Consider the following 18,058-nt stretch of genomic DNA (forward strand, 5'->3'; position numbering starts at 1 on the left):
TGAGACGTGGGGGGTTGCCCCGGAACTGCTGGGACTGCTGGGCCCGCGTGGACCACTTGGACTACTTGGACTGCATCGACCGGTCGGTCGGCTTGCGCTTCGCGAACGCCGCGCTCTGCGGGTTGCGGCTGCGCAGGACGACGTACGAGATGCCGAGGATGACGGCCCACAGCGGCGCGCAGTAGAGCGAGACGCGGGCGTCCTTGTCGATGCCCATGAACACGATCACCATGGCGATGAAGGCGAGCGCCAGGATGCTGGGGGTGATGCCGCCGGGGGCCTTGAAGGAGGACTGGGGCAGCTCGCCTCGGTCGGCCTTGATGCGGTAGCGGATCTGGCAGATCAGGATGACGATCCAGGCCCACATGCCGGAGATGGTGGCGAAGGAGACGACGTAGTTGAACGCCTCACCGGGCCACTGGTAGTTGATCCAGACGCCGACCAGCATCATCGCGGCGGAGACCGTCGTGCCGACGAGGGGCGTGCCGGACTTGGTGAGCTTGGTGAACAACTTCGGGCCCTGGCCGTTGAGCGCGAGGTCACGCAGCATGCGGCCGGTGGAGTACATGCCGGAGTTGCAGGACGACAGGGCCGCGGTCAGGACGACGAAGTTGACGATCGCGGCGCCGACGCCGAGGCCCATCTTCTCGAAGGCGGCGACGAACGGGGAGACGCCCGGCTGGAAGCTCGTCCACGGCACGACCGAGAGGATCATGATCAGCGCGCCGACGTAGAAGACGGCGATGCGCCACGGCACGGTGTTGATGGCCTTGGGCAGGACGGTCTTCGGGTCCTTGGACTCGCCCGCGGTGACGCCGACGAGCTCGACGGCGAGGAAGGCGAACATGACCATCTGGAGGGTCATGAGGGTGGAGCCGATGCCGTGCGGGAAGAAGCCGCCGTCGGACCACAGGTGCGTGACGGAGGCGGTGTCGCCCGCGTCGGAGAAGCCGATCGTGAGGATGCCGGCGCAGATGAGGATCATGCCGACGATCGCGGTGACCTTCACCATCGAGAACCAGAACTCCAGCTCGCCGAAGAGCTTCACGGAGATCAGGTTCACGGCGTAGAGGATGAGCGTGAAGACGAGCGCGGTGAGCCATTGCGGGACGCTGTCGTGGGTCCAGTACTTCATGTACTGAGCGGCCGCGGTGACCTCGGTGATGCCGGTGACGACCCAGAAGAGCCAGTACGTCCAGCCGGTCACGAAGCCCGCGAAGGGGCCGATGAACTCGCGCGCGTACTCCGAGAAGGAGCCCGAGACGGGGCGGTACATGAGGAGCTCGCCGAGCGCCCGCATGATGAAGAAGATGACGAGGCCCGCGATGGCGTACGCGAGGATCAGGCTGGGGCCCGCCTTCGAGATGCCCTTGCCCGCGCCGAGGAAGAGACCGGTTCCGATGGCGCCGCCGATGGCGATCATCTGGATCTGCCGGGCCCCGAGTCCGCGCTGGTAACCCTCGCCCTCACCGGACTCACCGGGGGCCTGCACGGCCTCATTGCCGTCGTGTTGTTTGCCGACCTGCACTGAGGTCATGGTGTTGCGCCTTTCTCCATGCCGATCCGTGCCGCTGCGGCTCGGATCGACTGTGACGATCCTCGGGGTCTGGGCCCCTGGATGGATGGAGCTGTGCCTACCGGCGGTCAGCCGGTCGGGGCGCACCCGGCGGACAGGGGTGGCGTCCGTCGGGCGGTCGTGAAGATTTATCACGGCGGCAACAGTGATCGAGATGGGCATGTGTGGCACACACCACTAGAAAAACCGGACAAAAAGCACCTCGCGCGGCATACGAGGCCGCTCGGGTGACGGGATCGTTATCCGGAATTGAGCGTCCGTTGAGCGAACGCGCTTACATACGGACGCTCGACGTCCGGTCGACATGTCCCGACAAGTCAGGGCATAAGGGTTTCGACCAGCGTCTCCTGGAGCCCGCCCAGCCACAGGTACGCCATCACCATCGGCTTGCGCGGGTCCTCGTCCGGGAGCCGGTAGAGGAGGTCCGTGTCCTCCTCGTCGGTGATGTCGAGGCGAGTGCCGATCGCGAGGCGCAGATCGTTGAGCGCGCGCATCCAGCGCACGGACTCCTCGGGCGGGAGCTTGAGGACCGCTCCCCCTTCGCCGCCGGACGTCAGCGCGTCGAGCGAGCGGATCACCGCGAGCGCGTCCTCGCGCTTGCCGGCCCGCAGGTCGTTCTCGGTGAAGCGCCTGAACTCGGCGGAGTGCGCGCGCTGTTCGTCCGCCTTGTCCACCGTCGCCTCCTCGTTGCCCGGCCCGCCATAGGCGTCGGGGAAGAGGCGCTGCAGGACCGGGTCGGACGGCGGCTCGCTCGGACCCTCCGCGAAGAGTTCGGCGAGCGGGTCGTCGGACGCGTCCCCGCCGGGTCCGGGGCCGATCAGCTCCAGGAGCTGGACCGCCAGGGAGCGGATGATCGAGATCTCGACCTCGTCGAGCGCGACGGCAGCGCCGCCGCCGGGAATCGGTTCGAAATGTCCTGGCATCAGGTGCGTCGCTACTCCGTCGCTGCTTGCGTGCGCTACTTGCGGTCCTGCTGAAGGGTGGCCCACAGACCGTAGCCGTGCATGGCCTGTACGTCGCGCTCCATCTCCTCGCGGGATCCGCTGGAGACGACCGCGCGGCCCTTCTGGTGCACGTCGAGCATCAGCTTGGTGGCCTTGTCCTTCGAGTACCCGAAATACGACTGGAAGACATACGTCACGTAACTCATGAGGTTGACCGGGTCGTTGTGTACGAGCGTGATCCAGGGGACGTCCGGCTCGGGTACGGCGAAGGTCTCCTCCGCCGACTCGGTGCGTTCGATCTCAAGGGGTGCAGGAGCCGTCACACAGCCCATGCTGCCACTAGGGGGCGGCGACCGCACAAATGGGCCACGGAAATCGTCACACTGACGCTAATTGGGGGTAGCATCCCGCATATGAACACAGCGGACCTTGGCCTGCCGGTGGATGTTCCGTCGACAGCGCTCTTCACCGATCACTACGAGCTCACAATGCTCCAGGCCGCACTCAAGGCGGGCACGGCCGACCGGCGCTCGGTCTTCGAGGTCTTCACACGCAGGCTGCCCGAGGGCCGCCGCTACGGCGTCGTGGCGGGCACCGGCCGGGTGCTCGACGCCGTCGAGAACTTCCGGTTCGACGCCGGCGAACTGCGCTTCCTGCGCGAGCGCGGCATCGTCGACGAGCCGACCCTCGAATGGCTGGCCGACTGCCGCTTCAGCGGCGACATCTGGGGCTACCCCGAGGGCGAGGTGTACTTCCCCGGGTCCCCCATCCTGCGGGTCGAGGGCTCCTTCGCCGAGTGCGTCCTGCTGGAGACGGTGATCCTCTCGATCCTCAACCACGACTCGGCGATCGCCGCCGCCGCCTCCCGCATGGCCTCCGCCGCGGCCGGCCGGCCGCTGATCGAGATGGGCGCGCGCCGCACGCACGAGCTGGCCGCCGTCGCCTCGTCCCGCGCCGCGTACGTGGGCGGCTTCGCGACCACGTCGGACCTCGCGGCCGGGTTCCGGTACGGGATCCCGACGGTCGGCACCTCCGCACACGCCTTCACGCTGCTGCACGACACCGAGCGCGACGCGTTCCGCGCCCAGGTCGACTCCCTCGGCGAGGGCACGACGCTGCTCGTGGACACGTACGACGTGACGGAGGCCGTGCGCCTCGCCGTGGAGATCGCCGGGCCCGGACTCGGCGCCGTGCGCATCGACTCCGGGGACCTGCTGCTCGTCGCGCACCGGGTGCGCGGACAGCTCGACGAACTCGGCGCCACCGAGACGAAGATCGTCGTCACCTCCGACCTCGACGAGTACGCCATCGCCTCGCTCGCGGCCGCGCCCGTCGACGCGTACGGGGTGGGAACGCAGCTGGTCACCGGCTCGGGGCACCCGACGTGCTCGATGGTCTACAAGCTCGTCGCGCGCGCCGAGTCCGCCGATCCGAAGGCGCCGCTACAGGCCGTGGCGAAGAAGTCCATGGGCGCGAAGTCGTCCGTGGGCGGCCGCAAGTGGGCCGCGCGGCGCCGCGACGAGCAGGGGGTCGCCGAGGCCGAGGTGATCGGCACGGGCCCCGTCCCGGCCGACCTCGTCGACCGGCAGCTCCTGGTCGAGCTGGTCAAGGGCGGCACGGTCGTCGCCCGCGAGCCGCTGGACGCGGTGCGCGAGCGGCACATCGAGGCGCTCGGCGGGCTGCCGCTGTCCGCGACCCAGCTGTCACGCGGAGAAGCCGTGATCCCTACGGAGTATCTGGTGGACGCGCCCGCCTGACACTCAAACGCCCCCTCCCGCAACGCACTTCAAGTCTCTACGCTCGAAGTCTCCCAGCCGAAGGACACCTGCTATGCGCCGCGCCTTGATCGTCGTAGATGTGCAGAACGACTTCTGTGAGGGCGGCAGCCTCGCGGTGGCGGGCGGGGCCGACGTGGCCGCGGCCGTCACCGAGCTGATCGGGCAGGCGCCCGCGGGGTACCGGCACGTCGTGGCCACCCGCGATCACCACATCGCGCCCGGTGACCACTTCTCCGAGTCCCCGGACTACGTCCACTCCTGGCCCGAGCACTGCGTGGCGGGCACGGAGGGGATCGGGTTCCATCCGAACTTCGCGCCCGTCGTCGCGTCCGGCGCGATCGACGCGGTCTTCGACAAGGGGGAGTACGCGGCCGCGTACAGCGGGTTCGAAGGGCTCGACGAGAACGGGGTGTCCTTGGCGGACTGGCTCCGTGCGCGGGGGATCACCGATGTGGATATCGTCGGAATCGCCACGGACCACTGCGTTCGCGCTACCGCGCTGGACGCGGTGCGGGAGGGGTTCCGGGCTCAGGTGCTGCTCGATCTGACGGCCGGCGTGGCTGCGGGGACCACCGCGGCGGCGCTGGACGAGATGCGGGGCGCCGGGGTCGAGCTCAGCGGTAAGCCTGTCGTCTGAGGTTTTCTCTCCCCCGGCCCACCCCCGCTCCTCAAACGCCGGAGGGGCTGGAGGCCGAGCTGGAGTAGCCGGCCGGGCCGGCCTGTCTCGGTCTCAGGAGGGCTCTGATCGGGTGCCACAGTTCGCCCGCCGCGCAGCGTGGCGCGCCGCGCCAGAGCAGGCCGTCCGGATGGTGCAGGACCGCCGTGATCTCGTCGGGTGTCGGGGGCTCCGCGTTGCCCCTCAGGTAGATCGCCCGCAGGCCCAGGTTGCGCAGCCGGGTCAGGGCGCGGGCGCGGTTCGCCGCGTGCACCAGGACCCGTACCGCGCCGTCGTCCGGCGACGGGCTGGGCACGGTCAGCGCCACCACCACGCTGCCGTTCGGCAGCTTGCAGAACCCTCCTGCGGACATGACTGTCACACCCCCGTGAGACGTAGTGTCAATAAGGAACCCACAGGACGCACCTAAACACGATCGGCCGCCGCCCGCTAGAGGGCGACGGCCGATCATGCTCTGACCTGCGGCGATGTGGGCTACTTCGCCGAGGGGCCCACCTTCACCGTGATCGACGAGCCGTCGAGCGGCTGCCCGACGATCGAGATCCGGGTGTTGGTGTCAGTTGTCTGGACACTGCCGGTCGGGTTCTCCTTGTACCAGTACGTGCCCTTGTGGTCGTCGAAGACCGGGACGCCCAGCTGTGCCGGGATCTTGGTCTCGACGCCGAGCTTGTGCAGCGAGAAGCCCTTGTTCGGGAACCAGCTGAACGGGGCGTCGTACGGCTGGAGCTTGTTGGTGATGTATTTGCCGTCGGCCCACTTGAGCGGCTTGGCGTGGGAGTCGACCGGAAGGATCAGGCCCTTGCCGGGGTGCTGGCCGACGTTGTTGTTGCGCTGCGAGGTGTCCCACTGCCAGATCATCAGGCCGGGGCGGTACGCGAGGTGCTCGACCCAGTCGTTCTTCGCACCGCCGTCGCGCCAACCGAAGTTGTACGGACCGACCTTGAGGGTCTTGTCGTAGGAGACGTACTGGCGGTTCTCCGCGAGGTAGAACTGCGGGAAGTCGCCCGTCACAGAGGCGCCGACGCGCGAGAAGCCGCGCGCCGTCCAGCCGTTGTCGTCGCCCTCGGCGTTGTCGGTGAACAGCGCCTGGCCGTCCGCCTTGACCGTGAGGTTGTCGGCGGTGAAGCCCATGCCGCCGGCGCCGCCGTCCGTCTTGTAGCGGAAGCGGACGCTGATCTTCTGGCCCGCGTAGGCGTCCAGCGGGAACACCAGGTGCTGGAACTTGCCGGAGACGCCGGTCAGGGCCGGCTTGTCGCCGCCGTCGCGCGGGATGGTGACGCCGTCGGCGGTGCCGTCGATCGTCTTCCAGCTGGCGCCGTCGTCCGTGGACACCTGCGTGTACAGGTAGTCGTAGTCCTTCTCGATGTCGTACCAGCCGTCGAGTTCGAGGGCCGCCTTCGACTTGCCGGTCAGATCGACCGGGCGCGTAAGGGTGTTGGAGAGGTCGTCGCCGTAGTCCGACCACCACTGCTTCGCGCCCTCGGTGGGCTTCACGATCTCGGTGGTGACGTTCTTCTTCTCGGGCAACTCGACGACGAGGGCCTGCTTGCGCTTGGTGTTGTACTCCGAAACACCCAGCGTGTGCGTCGACTTGGTCGCCGCCTTGGCCTTGTCGTAGTTGAGCCAGCCCAGCTGCAGCTTGTCCCAGGCGGTCATGTCGCCCGGCATGTCGCCGATGGAGTCCTTGCCGGTGCCGAGCCAGGAGCCGGCCGACATCAGGGACCAGAAGCCGACCGAGTTCTCGCCGCTGTACGTGGTGTCGTACAGGTCGGGCAGGCCCAGGTCGTGGCCGTACTCGTGGGCGAAGACGCCGAGGCCGCCGTTCTCCGGCTGCATCGTGTAGTCGCCGACCCAGATGCCGGTGTCGCCGACCGGGGTGCCGCCCGCCTTGAAGCCCGTCGGGCCCGTGTCGCCGTCGTCACGGCCATAGGCGTAACCGCGGTGCGCCCACAGGGAGTCGCCGCCCTGCGCGCCGCCGCCGGCCGACCCGTCCTCGCCCGCGTGGACGATCTGGAAGTGGTCGATGTAGCCGTCGGGCTCGTTGAAGTTGCCGTCGTTGTCGTGGTCCGTACGGTCCCACTGGTCGTACTGGGCGAGGTCCGTCTTGATGTCGGCGTCGGACTTGCCGGCCGCCTTCTGCTGCTCGACCCAGGCGGTCACGCCGTCGCGGACCAGGTCCTCGACGTTCGGGCAGTTGTCGGCGCCGCAGTAGTTGGAGCCGTAACGGGCTTCGTTGTAGGGAACCTTGACCCAGTCCGAGACCTCGCCGTCGACCGAGTAGCGGCCCGACGACGTCTTCTCGTAGTAGGTCTTCAGCGAGTCGACTCCCTTGCCCGTACCGAAGTACAGGTCCTGGAAGTGCTTGCTGCTGTAGTCCTTCTGCCAGGCCGTGCTGTTGTTCTTGGCACGGTCCGGCTCCGCTATCCGGTTGTGCAGCGGGCCCGGCGTGCCGCCGTACTTGGGCTTCAGGTCAGGGGTGTCGTCGTCGGCGCGGTCGACCAGCGTCGTGTTGTCGACCTTGTCGCCGAACTCCGTCAGGATCGTGAAGATCTTGTCGGTCCGCTCCCGGCCCAGCTCGACGTACTTGCCCTTGCCGAGCTGCACGACCTGCGAGCCGTCACGCTTGACGACCTTCGACTTCCCGGAGAGCACCTGCTCCAGCGCGGTCTTGCGCTGCTGCTCCATCTGCTGGCTGAAGGGGCCGCTGATGACGTGCCCCTTGCCCCCGTACGTCTTGCCGTGCGACGTGGAGCTTCCTACGGCCGGGGTGTCGGCCTGGGCGCCCGTCGCGAGGACCGATCCGGCAGCCGCGGTCGCGGCCAGCGTCACGAGCACGGCGGCGGATCTCAACGCCCGTCTCTTGGTGGTCACTTGATGGTTCCCCTCCTCCGTGGCGATTCAGCCACGTATCACAAGTGACGCTATTTGACCGGAGGTGAAGGAGAAATAACAGACCTTGACTGGGACAACCGAAGTGCACTATGCAGAGGCGCGACACCGGTATCCGGACACGGACTTCCCCCCAACGGGCGCGCCGAACCGTCCACTTCGTGGACTCGGTGACTCCGTGCGCCCCCCGTGCACCGGCACCGTGGGTTAGGTCACGCTTACCGCCCGTTCCTCTCGGGCATGCGTCGGATTAGAGTCATTTGACGGCGCGCTACGGCCAAGTCGACCCGGCTCCGCACCCTTTACATATGCAGCTGCCAAAGGCTCCTGCTATACGCCAGTGAAGCAAGCATCCGCTGTCCCGAGGACGGATAACGCCATGCCGCGTCCGACTGCCGCACAGCTCGCCTACGGTTCCGCGACCGTGATCTTCTCGACACTCGCCATGCTGCTGTTGTCGCAGACGAGTTCGGGCCTCGGCGTCGCGGTCATCGCCCTGGCCGCACTCGGCCTCGGTCTCCTCGTGGCGCTGACGGTTCCCCTGCCGAGGCTGCGGCCGGCCACCGCGTCGCCGGCGCCCGCCCCCGACGCCGCCGACTCTGCCGCCGGCGCTCCCGGGGAGGAGCAGCGGGTGCCGGTGCAGCGCGCGATCGTCGCCTCGCCGGCAGCCCCGCAGGCGACCCCCGAGTCCGTGTACGAGGTCGCGCCGTCCGGCACACGCGGAACGGCGGGCCCGTGACCCACGGACCCGCCGCACACACCGCCCCGCGCCCGCTCAGCCGGTGCTGACCACCACCGTCTTCGCGGCCTTGTCGTGCAGGCCCTGCTTGTAGGGCTTGTCGAAGAAGCTCCAGCCGCCGCAGATCGCGGTCCAGATGCAGGCGCAGCAGAACACCGCCGGCAGCCACAGGACCGCGGCGCGCACCAGGTTGGTCTGGACACTGGGCGTGGCCCCGTCGTTCAGGTTCGCCACGCGCAGCTTGAGCAGCCGCTTGCCCAGGGTCTGGCCGGTCTTCGCGGTCATGAAGGTGTCGTACCCGATGTAGAGGACGGCGGCGAGGACGGACTGGCCGAACTGCCTGCCGTACTGGATCTTGTCGGGGTTCGTCTGGTACTCGGCGACCCCGAACGCCCAGGACAGCAGGCCCACGACGATGCTGACCAGGATGATGTCGATGATCCGCGCGAGCACGCGCTTGCCGCTGTCCGCCAGGGGCGGCATCCCGGCCAGCGGGTCATCTCCGTAGGGGCCACCGCCGTAAGGGTCACCCCCGTAGGGGTCACCTCCGCCGCCACCGCCGTACGGGGGCGGCGGCGGGCCGCCGGGCGGGGGCGGCGCGGAGTCGTACGGGTTCCCCGAACCCGGGGGGTTCTGCGGGTCCTGCGGGTTCTGCGGGTCCTGGGGGTTCCGCGGAGTCCCGTACGGGTCCTGCTGCGGGCCGTCGTGCGGTGAGCCACCGCCGCCCTGGGACGGCGGCGGCTTCCTGAACGGGTCGTCTTCCGGGGGCTGGCCTGAGCCGGGGGGCGGCGGTTCGGTGCTCATGGCCCGAGTCGACCGCGAACCCCCCGATCCCGCATCCGGCGAGCCGCCGTCCGGAGTACGGCGGCTCGCCGATGTGACGGCCGAGCCGGACGGCCGGGGTCAGCCCGCGACGAACGTACGGGCCGCCTTGTCGTGCCAGCACTGGCGCCACGGCCGGTCGAACAGGCACCACAGCACGCCGATGACCCCGATGGCCAGCAGGCCGGTCACGCTGTACACCAGCCAGCGCCGCAGCGCCGCGCCGAACATCGGCGCCTCGTGCTCCTCGATGTCCCGCACCTGGAGCCCGCACACCTTCTTGCCCAGGGTGCGGCCCCACTTGGCGGTCGGCAGGGCCTCGTAGAGGACACCGGCGACGAGGAGTACGGCGAGGACGATGCCGAGGTAGGCGCCGGTCGTGCCGTCCAGCAGCCAGACCGTGGCCTGCCGGCCCGACGCCTTCGCCGCGTCGATCTTCCCGTCGATGTGGTCGACGGCCTTGGTGCCGAGCGGGACGGCCACCACAGCGGTGACCGCGCCGAGCACCACCGAGTCGATGAGCCGGGCGACGAGACGCTTGCCGAGCCCGGCGGGCCGCGCCGACGCCTGCGCCTGGGCTGCCGCCAGGAACGGGTCGCTGGCCACGGGCTTCCACGGCGTGACGGGGCCTTCGGGCTGCGCGGGTTCGCCTGCGGCGGGCTGAGCGGACTGGCCGGGCTGTCCGACCTGACCGGGTTGGGCGAGCTGGTGCACCTGCTGCGCCCAGGACGGCGAACCGCCGCCGGGGCCGGTGGTCATAGGGGTGGCGGCAGCGGCCTGCGGCGGGACCGCGCCCGGTCGGCCGGGTGCGGGCTGCTGTGCGGGAGTGGGGGGCTGGGGTGCGTGGGGCTGGGGTGCGTGGGGCTGAAGGGGGGCGGCTTGCGGGGCGTGCGCCTGGTGGGGCGCGGGCTGGTGGGCCGGCCCCTGGGGGGCGAAGCCCTCTTGGGGCTGGGGCTGAGGCTGGGAGCCGGTCCGGGGCTGGGGGTCGGCCTGTTGGGGCGCGGGCTGCCGGGCCGCCTGCGGGTGCTGGGCCTGAGCCTGCTGACCTCCCTGCGCATGCTGACCCTGACCCTGCGCCGGGCCCTGCGTCACGGGCCCTTGCTGCACCGGTCCCTGCTGCCCCGGTACCTGCGGAGCGGACAACGCTCGCATCGTCATCGTGCCCTCGGGGCGGTCCGGGGGCGGGGTCGGGCGGCGGAACGTTACGGTCCCGTCCCTGGGCGGCATCGCGGGCTCCGGCTGTGCGGGGCGGCCCGTGACCGCGCCGTCCGGGCGCTCCTCCTGCTGCGGAGCGGGCACGCGCGGGTCGGCGCCCCAGGACACGCGGCGGTCCTGCTCGCCGCCGAAGCCGGTCTGGCGGGACGCGTCCGCCTGCCAGGCCGTGGCGGGTTCGGGTGCCGCGGGCTCGTCCGAGTACCGCTCCGGCTCCTCGTCGAGAAAGACCGGGCCGGTCTCCTCCACGGGTGCGGGCGCGGGCAAGGGGGCGGGCTCGGGGGCGGGGGCCGGGGTCACCCCGGCGGGGGCGGCGAGGGGTTCGCCGTCGGACGGGGCCGGGCGGCTCGTGCCGGGCACCCACGCGGCACCGTTCCAGTACCGGACATATCCGGGAATGGACGGGTCGGGGTAGTACCCGTCGCGGGGCCTGTCGTCGCCGGGGGCCGGAGTTGGGGCGCTCATGTCCGTCGTCCCGTATCTGCTCGGGGATTTTGTTGGGGGTCCACATCTATCAGACCACCGCCCGCCACCGGGCGGGTCCGTCCGTACGGACCACTTTCCGGGGACGCCGGAAAAACTTTCCGGAACTCGCGTAATGCTCCGTGCCCTTCGCCCTCTCTCCTTGCACGGGCCCGCTCTCACGGGCTCGCGCACGACCCGTACGAGGAGAGGAAACACACGACATGCACACCGTGGTGGAACGCGAACTCGAGCTGGGGCTCGTCCTGTCGCCCGAGCGCAGCATCCCCGTCCCTGCCCGGCTCACCTACCGGACCGAGGACCCGTACGCCGTCCACATCGCCTTTCACATCAGCTCCGAGCACCCGGTCAACTGGACGTTCGCACGCGAGCTGCTGGTGGAGGGGGTGTTCCGGCCGTGCGGGCACGGCGACGTGCGCGTGTGGCCGACGAAGGCCGACGGCCGCAGCGTCGTCCTCATGGCGCTGAGTTCGCCGGACGGCGACGCGCTCCTGGAGGCGCCCGCCGCCGCAGTGTCCGCATGGCTGGAGCGGACGCTGCGGGTGGTTCCTCCGGGCTCTGAGTCCGAGCGGCTCGGCATCGACGACGGCCTCGCCGAGCTGCTCGCCCCCACCCCCGGCCGCGCCGACGAACTGTGGCTGCGCGACCCGTGGCCCTCGGACGAGTCCAAGGACGGTGAGTGAACCGGCGTCCCACGGGGGTGGATGCGAGGAACAGACACAGAAGTACGGGCGACGGCGGGCGTCAGAAGAGCTTGCCCGGGTTGAGCAGGCCGAGCGGGTCGAAGGCCGCCTTGACGGCGCGCTGCATCTCGACGCCGACCGGGCCGAGTTCGCGCGCCAGCCACTCCTTCTTGAGGACGCCGACGCCGTGTTCGCCGGTGATGGTCCCGCCGAGTTCGAGGCCGAGCGCCATGATCTCGTCGAAGGACTCGCGGGCCCGCCGGCCCTCGTCCGCGTCCTGGGCGTCGAAGCAGACGGTGGGGTGCGTGTTGCCGTCGCCCGCGTGGCAGCAGACGCCGATCGTGAGGCCGTACTTCTCGGCGATGCGGTCGACGCCGTCCAGCATCTCGGCGAGCCGGGAGCGCGGCACGCACACGTCGTCGATCATCGTCGTGCCCTTGACGGCTTCGAGCGCGGTGAGCGAGAGGCGCCGGGCCTGGAGCAGGAGTTCGGACTCGGCCGCGTCCTCGGCGGGGACGACCTGGGTCGCGCCCGCCGCCTCGCACAGGGCGCCGACGGCGGCGAGGTCGGCGGCCGGGTCCAGGGTGTCGAAGGCCGCGAGGAGCAGCGTCTCCGTGGTCTCGGGGAGCCCCATGTTCGCCATCGCGTTGACGGCCTTCACCGTCGTACGGTCCATGAGTTCGAGCAGCGACGGGACGTGACCGCCCTCCATGATCTTGCAGACCGCGTCGCAGGCGGCGTCCGTGGAGGCGAATTCGGCGGCCAGGACCAGCTGCTGCGGCGGCTCGGGCCTGAGCGCGAGGGTGGCCCGTACGACGATGCCGAGGCTCCCCTCGGAGCCGACGAAGAGCCGTGTGAGGTCGTAGCCCGCGACGCCCTTGGCCGTGCGGCGTCCCGTGGACAGGAGCCGGCCGTCGGCGAGGACGACGTCGAGCCCGAGGACGTACTCCGCCGTCACCCCGTACTTCACGCAGCACAGGCCGCCCGATGCCGTGCCGATGTTCCCGCCGATGGTGCACATTTCCCAACTGGACGGGTCCGGCGGGTAGTAGAGGCCCTTTTCGTTGACGGCGCGGGAGAGCGTGGCGTTGATGACGCCCGGCTCGACGACCGCGATCCTGTCGACGGTGTTGATCTCCAGGATGCGGTCCATCTTGACCAGGGACAGCACGACGCAGCCCTCGGACGCGTTAGCCGCGCCGGACAGGCCCGTCCGGGCGCCCTGCGGGACGACCGGAACGCGTAGCTCCGTGGCCGTGCGCATCACGTGCTGGACCTGCTCGACGGTGCGGGGCAGCACCACGACGGCGGGCGCGCCCGCGTCGCAGAAGCTGGCCATGTCGTTGGCGTACGAGGCCGTGACGTCCGGGTCGGTGAGGACCGTCCCGGCCGGCAGGCCTTCCTGAAGTCGTTCGACGAGTGTGCGGCTCATGATCACAGCGTGACACTCGGGGCCATCGGTGTGAACCCGTCTGCGGCGGCCTTCACCTGCCGGGATGTTGCCGTGATGTGCTCTTCATATGGGCGCACAGTTACGCCATGAAGAGCGAGGAGATCGAAGCGGAATGGCAGGCTTCGGCCACTGACCCCGAGCCGGGGCGCCGGCTGTCCCCACTGGTGAAGCGCGTGCTGATCAACGCCGTCGCGGGGTCCGTGGTGCTCAGCGGCGCCCTGCTGGTGCTGCCCTCCTCGCCGGAGCGCCCCGCGCCGCCCGCCCCGGGGCCCGAAGGGCACCCGACGAACGCCGCGGCCGTGGGCGCCGCCGCGTCGCTGCCCGATCTGAAGGTGCTCATCGGGGAAAGCGAGTCGTATCTTCGGGACCATCCGCGTGACGACCTGTCGTGGGCGGTGCTCGGGGCCGCCTACGTGGAGCGGGGGCTGCGGACGGCCGACTCGGCGGACTACCCGAAGGCGGAGGGCGCCCTGCTGACCTCGCTGAAGACGCGGCCGGCCGGGAACGTGGACGCCCTGAACGGGCTCGCCGCGCTCGCCAACGCGCGGCACGACTACCGCGCCGCCAAGAAGTGGGGCGAGGCGGCCGTGAAGCTGGCGCCGAAGCGGTGGACGACGTATCCGCTCCTCATCGACACGTACGGCCGGCTCGGTGACTACAAGGGCGTGGGCCGGGCCCTGGAGACGCTGACCGGGCTGCGGTCGGGGGCGGCCGTGCTGGCGCAGGAGGGGCAGGTCTACCTGGACCGCGGCTGGCGTGAGGACGCGAGCGCGTCGCTGTCCGACGCGGCGGCGCTCCCCTCGACGCCGTCCGAGCAGGCCGCGTGTCTGCACCAGCTGGGTGAGCTGGCGTGGGAGCGGGGTGAGGCCGCACAGGCCCTGAACTACTTCACCCAGGCCCTCGCGGCCGACCCCGACCACTACGCGTCGCTCGCCGGGAAGGGCCGTGCCCTGACGTCGCTGGGCCGTACGACGGAGGCGGTCCAGGCATACCGGAGCGTGCTCACCAAGCAGCCGCGGCCCGAATACGTCTTGGAACTGGGCGAGCTGTACGAGTCGATCAGGTTCGACGACGCGGCGAAGGCACAGTACGGCCAGCTGCGGAAGCGGGTGGAAGCGGACGGGGCGAACGGGGTCGACGACGCGCTCGTCCTCGGCCGGTTCGAGGCGGACCACGGGGACCCGCGGGCGGCCGTGACCCGGCTGCGGGCCGAGTGGAAGCGGGCGCCGAGCGTGCAGACCGCGGACGCGCTCGGCTGGGCGCTGCACCGGTCGGGCGCCGACAAGGAGGCGATGGTGTACGCGAAGCGGGCGACGGACCCGGAGCACGGGGGTGGCGGCGTCAGTGCGCTGTTCACCTACCACCGGGGGGAGGTGGAACGGGGGTTGAAGCTGGACGGGGCCGCCCGCCGGCACATCGGCGAGGCCCTGCGCATCAACCCGGTGTTCTCGCCGGTCCTGGCCCCGGTCGCGAAGAAGGCGCTGGCCGCGCTGGGCGAGCCGCGGGCCGGCGGACCCGAGAAGGTGCGGCCGGAGGCGAACACGGCACCGGCTCCGCGCCCCCACGCGGCGCCCCGGAGCCCAGCCCCCGAGCGCCCCGCATCCCGGCGCCCGGCGAGCAAAAGCCCCGCGACGCGCCCGGCCGCCCCCATCGCGCCACCCAGGTCCGCGGCCCCGCCGGCCAAGCCTCCGGCAGCCCCGGCCCCGGCCAAGCCGTCGTCCCGGCCGGCTCCTCAGGCACCCAAGTCCCCGGGCGCGTAACCCCGGCCCCCTCAGGCACACCCCGCTGAAGCACACCCGGCTAAATCGCACCCGTCCCGATGAGCCCGTTCCGTGTGATCAAGGACGCCAGTTCCGCCTCGCTCAGGCGGTCCGTTCCCGCGGGGCGCCTGGGCAGGACCATGTACCGCGTCTCCGCGCTGGAGTCCCAGACCGTGATGTCCACGGACTCCGGGAGCGTCACGCCGAACTCGGCCAGGACGCCGCGCGGGTCCCGTACGACGCGGGAGCGGTACGCCTCGCTCTTGTACCAGCCGGGCGAGGGTCCGAGCAGGCGCAGGGGGTAGCAGGAGCACAGCGTGCAGACGACGACGTTGTGGGTGTCGGCGGTGTTCTCGACGACGCGCAGCCGCTGCTTCTGAACTCCCCCGGCGGCAAAGCCCAGTTCACCCACCGCCGCGGTGCCGTCGGCGAGGAGGCGCTCGCGGTAGGCCGGGTCGGTCCACGCGCGGGCCACGACCTTCGCGCCGTTCACGGGCGAGGCGCCCGCCAGGAACCCGTCGATGACCTCGTCGACGGTGTCGCCCCCGACAATGCCCTGTGCCTCCAACAGGCTTTCCAGGTGCCGTACTTGACGGGAGATCACCGCGTCCTCGTGCGTACCGGACATTACTCGGCCTCCCTCAGATAGCTCTCCGACAGGTCGAGTACGACGTGGTGGTCACCCTCGCCCCACAACTCGCGCGCCGCGAACCGGACCGCGTAGATCATCTCGACGGGGGCGTCGTCCCGCCCCTGCGCGCGCACGTCGGCGAGCGGCGCCCGGCCCTCCGGCTCGACCACGACGCCGAGCTTGCCCCGGGCGTACCGCGGCAGGCGCGTGTGGTGCGGCGGGTCGTGCGGGTAGGTGCGGACGTGGGCGCCGGCCGCGAACCGGTCAGTCATCGCGCAGCGCCCCTTCCTCGATGACGCCCTTGCGTTCGAGGAGCGTGCGGATCGCGTGGAACCACCGCTCGTAGTACGAGGCCGCGAGGTACTCGCCCGGCGGCATCGTCTCGATGGCGTCCCTGAACTCGTCGAGGTTGAAGACCCCCTTGACGAGGAGCGCGCGCTGGAGGGCGAAGACGCGCGCCTCCCAGTCCGCGTGAAAGGGCTCGGCGTCGTCGGAGGTGTCGATGGCGCCGAACCCTGTCATGCCGCCCACGTCATTGATCCTGGCCATGTGACCAGCCTAGGACGTGTGCCTACGGAGTGCCCCTAGAGGTTTCCGCGCTTGTCCTGCTCGCGCTCGATCGCCTCGAAGAGCGCCTTGAAGTTGCCCTTCCCGAAGCCCATCGAGCCGTGCCGCTCGATCATCTCGAAGAAGACGGTCGGCTTGTCCTGGACCGGCTTGGTGAAGATCTGCAGCAGGTAGCCGTCCTCGTCGCGGTCGACGAGGATCTTCAGCTCGCGCAGGGTCTCGACGGGCACGCGCGTCTCGCCGGCCCACTCGCCGAGGGTGTCGTAGTACGAGTCGGGGGTGTCGAGGAACTGGACGCCCGCGGCGCGCATGGTGCGTACGGACGCGACGATGTCGTTCGTGGCGAGTGCGATGTGCTGGACGCCCGCGCCGCCGTAGAACTCCAGGTACTCGTCGATCTGGGACTTCTTCTTCGCGATGGCGGGCTCGTTGATCGGGAACTTGACCTTGAGCGTGCCGTCGGCGACGACCTTCGACATCAGCGCCGAATACTCGGTCGCGATGTCGTCGCCCACGAACTCCTTCATGTTCGTGAAGCCCATGACCTTGTTGTAGAACGCCACCCACTCGTTCATCCGGCCGAGCTCGACGTTGCCGACACAGTGGTCGATGGCCTGGAAGGTGCGCTTGGCGGGGGGCGCGACGATCGGGTCGGCGGCCGCGAAGCCGGGCAGGTACGGGCCGTCGTACCCGGTGCGCTCCACGAGCGTGTGGCGGGTCTTGCCGTACGTGGCGATCGCGGCGCGCACGACGACGCCGTGCTCGTCCTTGGACTCGTACGGCTCGGTGATGCCGCGGGCGCCGTGCTCGACGGCGTACGCGTACGCCGCCCGTGCGTCCGGGACCTCGATGGCGAGGTCGACGACGCCGTCGCCGTGCTCGGCCACATGGTCGGCGAGGAAGTGGCCCCAGTCGGTGGAGGCCTTGATGACGGAGGTGAGCACGAAGCGGGCGGAGCCGTTCGTGAGCACGTAGGAGGCCGTCTCGCGGCTGCCGTTCTCCGGGCCCGAGTAGGCCACGAGCTTCATGCCGAAGGCGGTCGAGTAGTAGTGGGCGGCCTGTTTGGCGTTGCCCACGGCGAAGACGACCGCGTCCATTCCCTTCACCGGGAAGGGGTCGGCCTCGCGCGCGGTGTCGGGGGTGGGGTGGATGTTCGCAGAAGTAGCTGCCATGGCCTGAGGCTCCCTCCGAACCACAAGGTGCGCAATAGTTTGTGATTCCAGTGGTCAATCTGCTCAGCGGATCGCCAAGATGGACGGGCGATCTGTACAGGATGACCATCTCGGAGGCCCGCATGGCGATCGATCATCTGGACGGGCGGCTGATCCTGCTGCTCGCGCGCGAGCCCCGCATCGGGGTCCTTGAGGCGTCCCGGCGCCTGGGGGTCGCGCGCGGCACCGTGCAGGCGCGCCTCGACCGGCTTCAGTCGAACGGAGTCATCCGCGGCTTCGGGCCTCAGGTCGACCCGGCGGCCCTCGGCTATCCGGTCACGGCGTTCGCCACGCTGCAGATCCGGCAGGGCCAAGGCCCCGACGTCAGGGCGCACTTGACGACCGTCCCTGAAGTCCTCGAACTCCACACGACGACCGGCAGCGGCGACATGCTGTGCCGCCTCGTGGCCCGCTCGAACGCCGATCTCCAGCGGGTGATCGACCGGGTCGTGGGTTTTGATGGCATCGTCCGGGCTTCCACCGCGATCGTCATGGAGAACCCCGTTCCGCTGCGGATCATCCCGCTCGTGGAGCAGGCCTCTTCAGACACCTGACGCGCACGTTCCTGATACCTGACGCGCACGTTCCCGACGCTCACGGAGCCGGCCCGGACGAGGTGAGTGCCGGCGCTGCG

Annotated in this window: 18 protein-coding genes; 6 read left to right on the plus strand and 12 right to left on the minus strand. The window is 70.2% G+C overall.

Annotated features, from left to right (window positions below; all coding sequences use genetic code 11):
• Positions 1 to 61 precede the first annotated feature (61 nt).
• The 3 genes from AC07EJ_RS25070 to clpS form a co-directional block, all read right to left on the minus strand.
• Entirely contained in the window at positions 62 to 1,537 is a 1,476-nt protein-coding gene (locus tag AC07EJ_RS25070; protein ID WP_389488167.1) for an amino acid permease, read from the minus strand.
• Positions 1,538 to 1,893: 356 nt separating this feature from the next.
• Entirely contained in the window at positions 1,894 to 2,499 is a 606-nt protein-coding gene (locus AC07EJ_RS25075; RefSeq protein ID WP_389488165.1) for a DUF2017 domain-containing protein, read from the minus strand.
• Between the two features lie 35 nt (positions 2,500 to 2,534).
• Positions 2,535 to 2,852, minus strand: a complete 318-nt coding sequence (gene clpS / locus AC07EJ_RS25080) for an ATP-dependent Clp protease adapter ClpS (RefSeq protein WP_362906222.1) — start codon at positions 2,850 to 2,852, stop codon at positions 2,535 to 2,537.
• 81 nt (positions 2,853 to 2,933) lie between these two features.
• On the opposite strand from clpS, the gene AC07EJ_RS25085 reads away from it, so the two are divergent.
• Both AC07EJ_RS25085 and AC07EJ_RS25090 read left to right on the plus strand, forming a co-directional pair.
• A complete protein-coding gene (locus tag AC07EJ_RS25085) occupies positions 2,934 to 4,277 on the plus strand; it encodes a nicotinate phosphoribosyltransferase (RefSeq protein WP_393582174.1) in 1,344 nt (447 codons plus the stop codon).
• Positions 4,278 to 4,350: 73 nt separating this feature from the next.
• Positions 4,351 to 4,935, plus strand: a complete 585-nt coding sequence (locus AC07EJ_RS25090; protein WP_478884961.1) for an isochorismatase family protein — start codon at positions 4,351 to 4,353, stop codon at positions 4,933 to 4,935.
• A gap of 31 nt (positions 4,936 to 4,966) precedes the next feature.
• On the opposite strand, the gene AC07EJ_RS25095 is transcribed toward AC07EJ_RS25090, so the two are convergent.
• Together AC07EJ_RS25095 and AC07EJ_RS25100 are read right to left on the minus strand one after the other, a co-directional pair.
• Positions 4,967 to 5,326, minus strand: coding sequence for a hypothetical protein (locus AC07EJ_RS25095; RefSeq protein WP_389488158.1), 360 nt, complete (start codon positions 5,324 to 5,326; stop codon positions 4,967 to 4,969).
• Between the two features lie 122 nt (positions 5,327 to 5,448).
• Positions 5,449 to 7,845, minus strand: coding sequence for an immune inhibitor A domain-containing protein (locus AC07EJ_RS25100; RefSeq protein ID WP_389488156.1), 2,397 nt, complete (start codon positions 7,843 to 7,845; stop codon positions 5,449 to 5,451).
• 397 nt (positions 7,846 to 8,242) lie between these two features.
• Here AC07EJ_RS25100 and AC07EJ_RS25105 point away from each other — a divergent pair, with 397 nt between their 5' ends.
• Complete coding sequence (locus tag AC07EJ_RS25105; protein ID WP_389488154.1) at positions 8,243 to 8,602, plus strand: hypothetical protein; 360 nt, start codon at positions 8,243 to 8,245, stop codon at positions 8,600 to 8,602.
• 36 nt (positions 8,603 to 8,638) lie between these two features.
• Here the strand turns inward: AC07EJ_RS25105 and AC07EJ_RS25110 are convergent, their stop codons facing one another.
• Positions 8,639 to 9,406, minus strand: coding sequence for an RDD family protein (locus AC07EJ_RS25110; protein WP_389488152.1), 768 nt, complete (start codon positions 9,404 to 9,406; stop codon positions 8,639 to 8,641).
• 99 nt (positions 9,407 to 9,505) lie between these two features.
• A complete protein-coding gene (locus AC07EJ_RS25115; protein WP_478884962.1) occupies positions 9,506 to 11,101 on the minus strand; it encodes an RDD family protein in 1,596 nt (531 codons plus the stop codon).
• A 221-nt stretch (positions 11,102 to 11,322) separates the two neighbouring features.
• Between AC07EJ_RS25115 and AC07EJ_RS25120 the strand changes: the two genes are divergently transcribed.
• Positions 11,323 to 11,802, plus strand: coding sequence for an SsgA family sporulation/cell division regulator (locus tag AC07EJ_RS25120; RefSeq protein WP_393582179.1), 480 nt, complete (start codon positions 11,323 to 11,325; stop codon positions 11,800 to 11,802).
• Between the two features lie 61 nt (positions 11,803 to 11,863).
• Here the strand turns inward: AC07EJ_RS25120 and AC07EJ_RS25125 are convergent, their stop codons facing one another.
• On the minus strand, positions 11,864 to 13,234 hold the full coding sequence (locus AC07EJ_RS25125) for an FAD-binding oxidoreductase (protein WP_478884963.1): 1,371 nt from the start codon (positions 13,232 to 13,234) through the stop codon (positions 11,864 to 11,866).
• Positions 13,235 to 13,341: 107 nt separating this feature from the next.
• On the opposite strand from AC07EJ_RS25125, the gene AC07EJ_RS25130 reads away from it, so the two are divergent.
• On the plus strand, positions 13,342 to 15,015 hold the full coding sequence (locus tag AC07EJ_RS25130) for a tetratricopeptide repeat protein (protein WP_478884964.1): 1,674 nt from the start codon (positions 13,342 to 13,344) through the stop codon (positions 15,013 to 15,015).
• A 40-nt stretch (positions 15,016 to 15,055) separates the two neighbouring features.
• On the opposite strand, the gene nthA is transcribed toward AC07EJ_RS25130, so the two are convergent.
• Genes nthA through hppD form a run of 4 tightly spaced genes read right to left on the minus strand, consistent with a single transcriptional unit; the run spans position 15,056 to position 17,385 of the window.
• Positions 15,056 to 15,643, minus strand: coding sequence for a nitrile hydratase subunit alpha (gene nthA, locus AC07EJ_RS25135; protein WP_478884965.1), 588 nt, complete (start codon positions 15,641 to 15,643; stop codon positions 15,056 to 15,058).
• Complete coding sequence (locus tag AC07EJ_RS25140; RefSeq protein ID WP_264484678.1) at positions 15,643 to 15,918, minus strand: nitrile hydratase subunit beta; 276 nt, start codon at positions 15,916 to 15,918, stop codon at positions 15,643 to 15,645. Before AC07EJ_RS25140 ends, nthA begins: the two co-directional genes overlap by 1 nt.
• Positions 15,911 to 16,195: an SH3-like domain-containing protein gene (locus AC07EJ_RS25145; RefSeq protein WP_100593958.1), complete on the minus strand. Its 285-nt coding sequence runs from the start codon at positions 16,193 to 16,195 to the stop codon at positions 15,911 to 15,913. Before AC07EJ_RS25145 ends, AC07EJ_RS25140 begins: the two co-directional genes overlap by 8 nt.
• A 35-nt stretch (positions 16,196 to 16,230) precedes the next feature.
• Positions 16,231 to 17,385 carry a 4-hydroxyphenylpyruvate dioxygenase gene (gene hppD, locus AC07EJ_RS25150; protein WP_389488139.1) on the minus strand — a complete coding sequence of 385 codons (1,155 nt, stop codon included), beginning with the start codon at positions 17,383 to 17,385 and terminating at the stop codon, positions 16,231 to 16,233.
• Positions 17,386 to 17,507: 122 nt separating this feature from the next.
• Here hppD and AC07EJ_RS25155 point away from each other — a divergent pair, with 122 nt between their 5' ends.
• The gene (locus AC07EJ_RS25155) at positions 17,508 to 17,978 is read left to right on the plus strand and encodes an Lrp/AsnC family transcriptional regulator (protein WP_362906246.1); all 471 of its coding nucleotides are present in this window, start codon (positions 17,508 to 17,510) and stop codon (positions 17,976 to 17,978) included.
• Positions 17,979 to 18,058 lie beyond the last annotated feature (80 nt).

Source organism: Streptomyces sp. NPDC045026, from assembly GCF_056432625.1.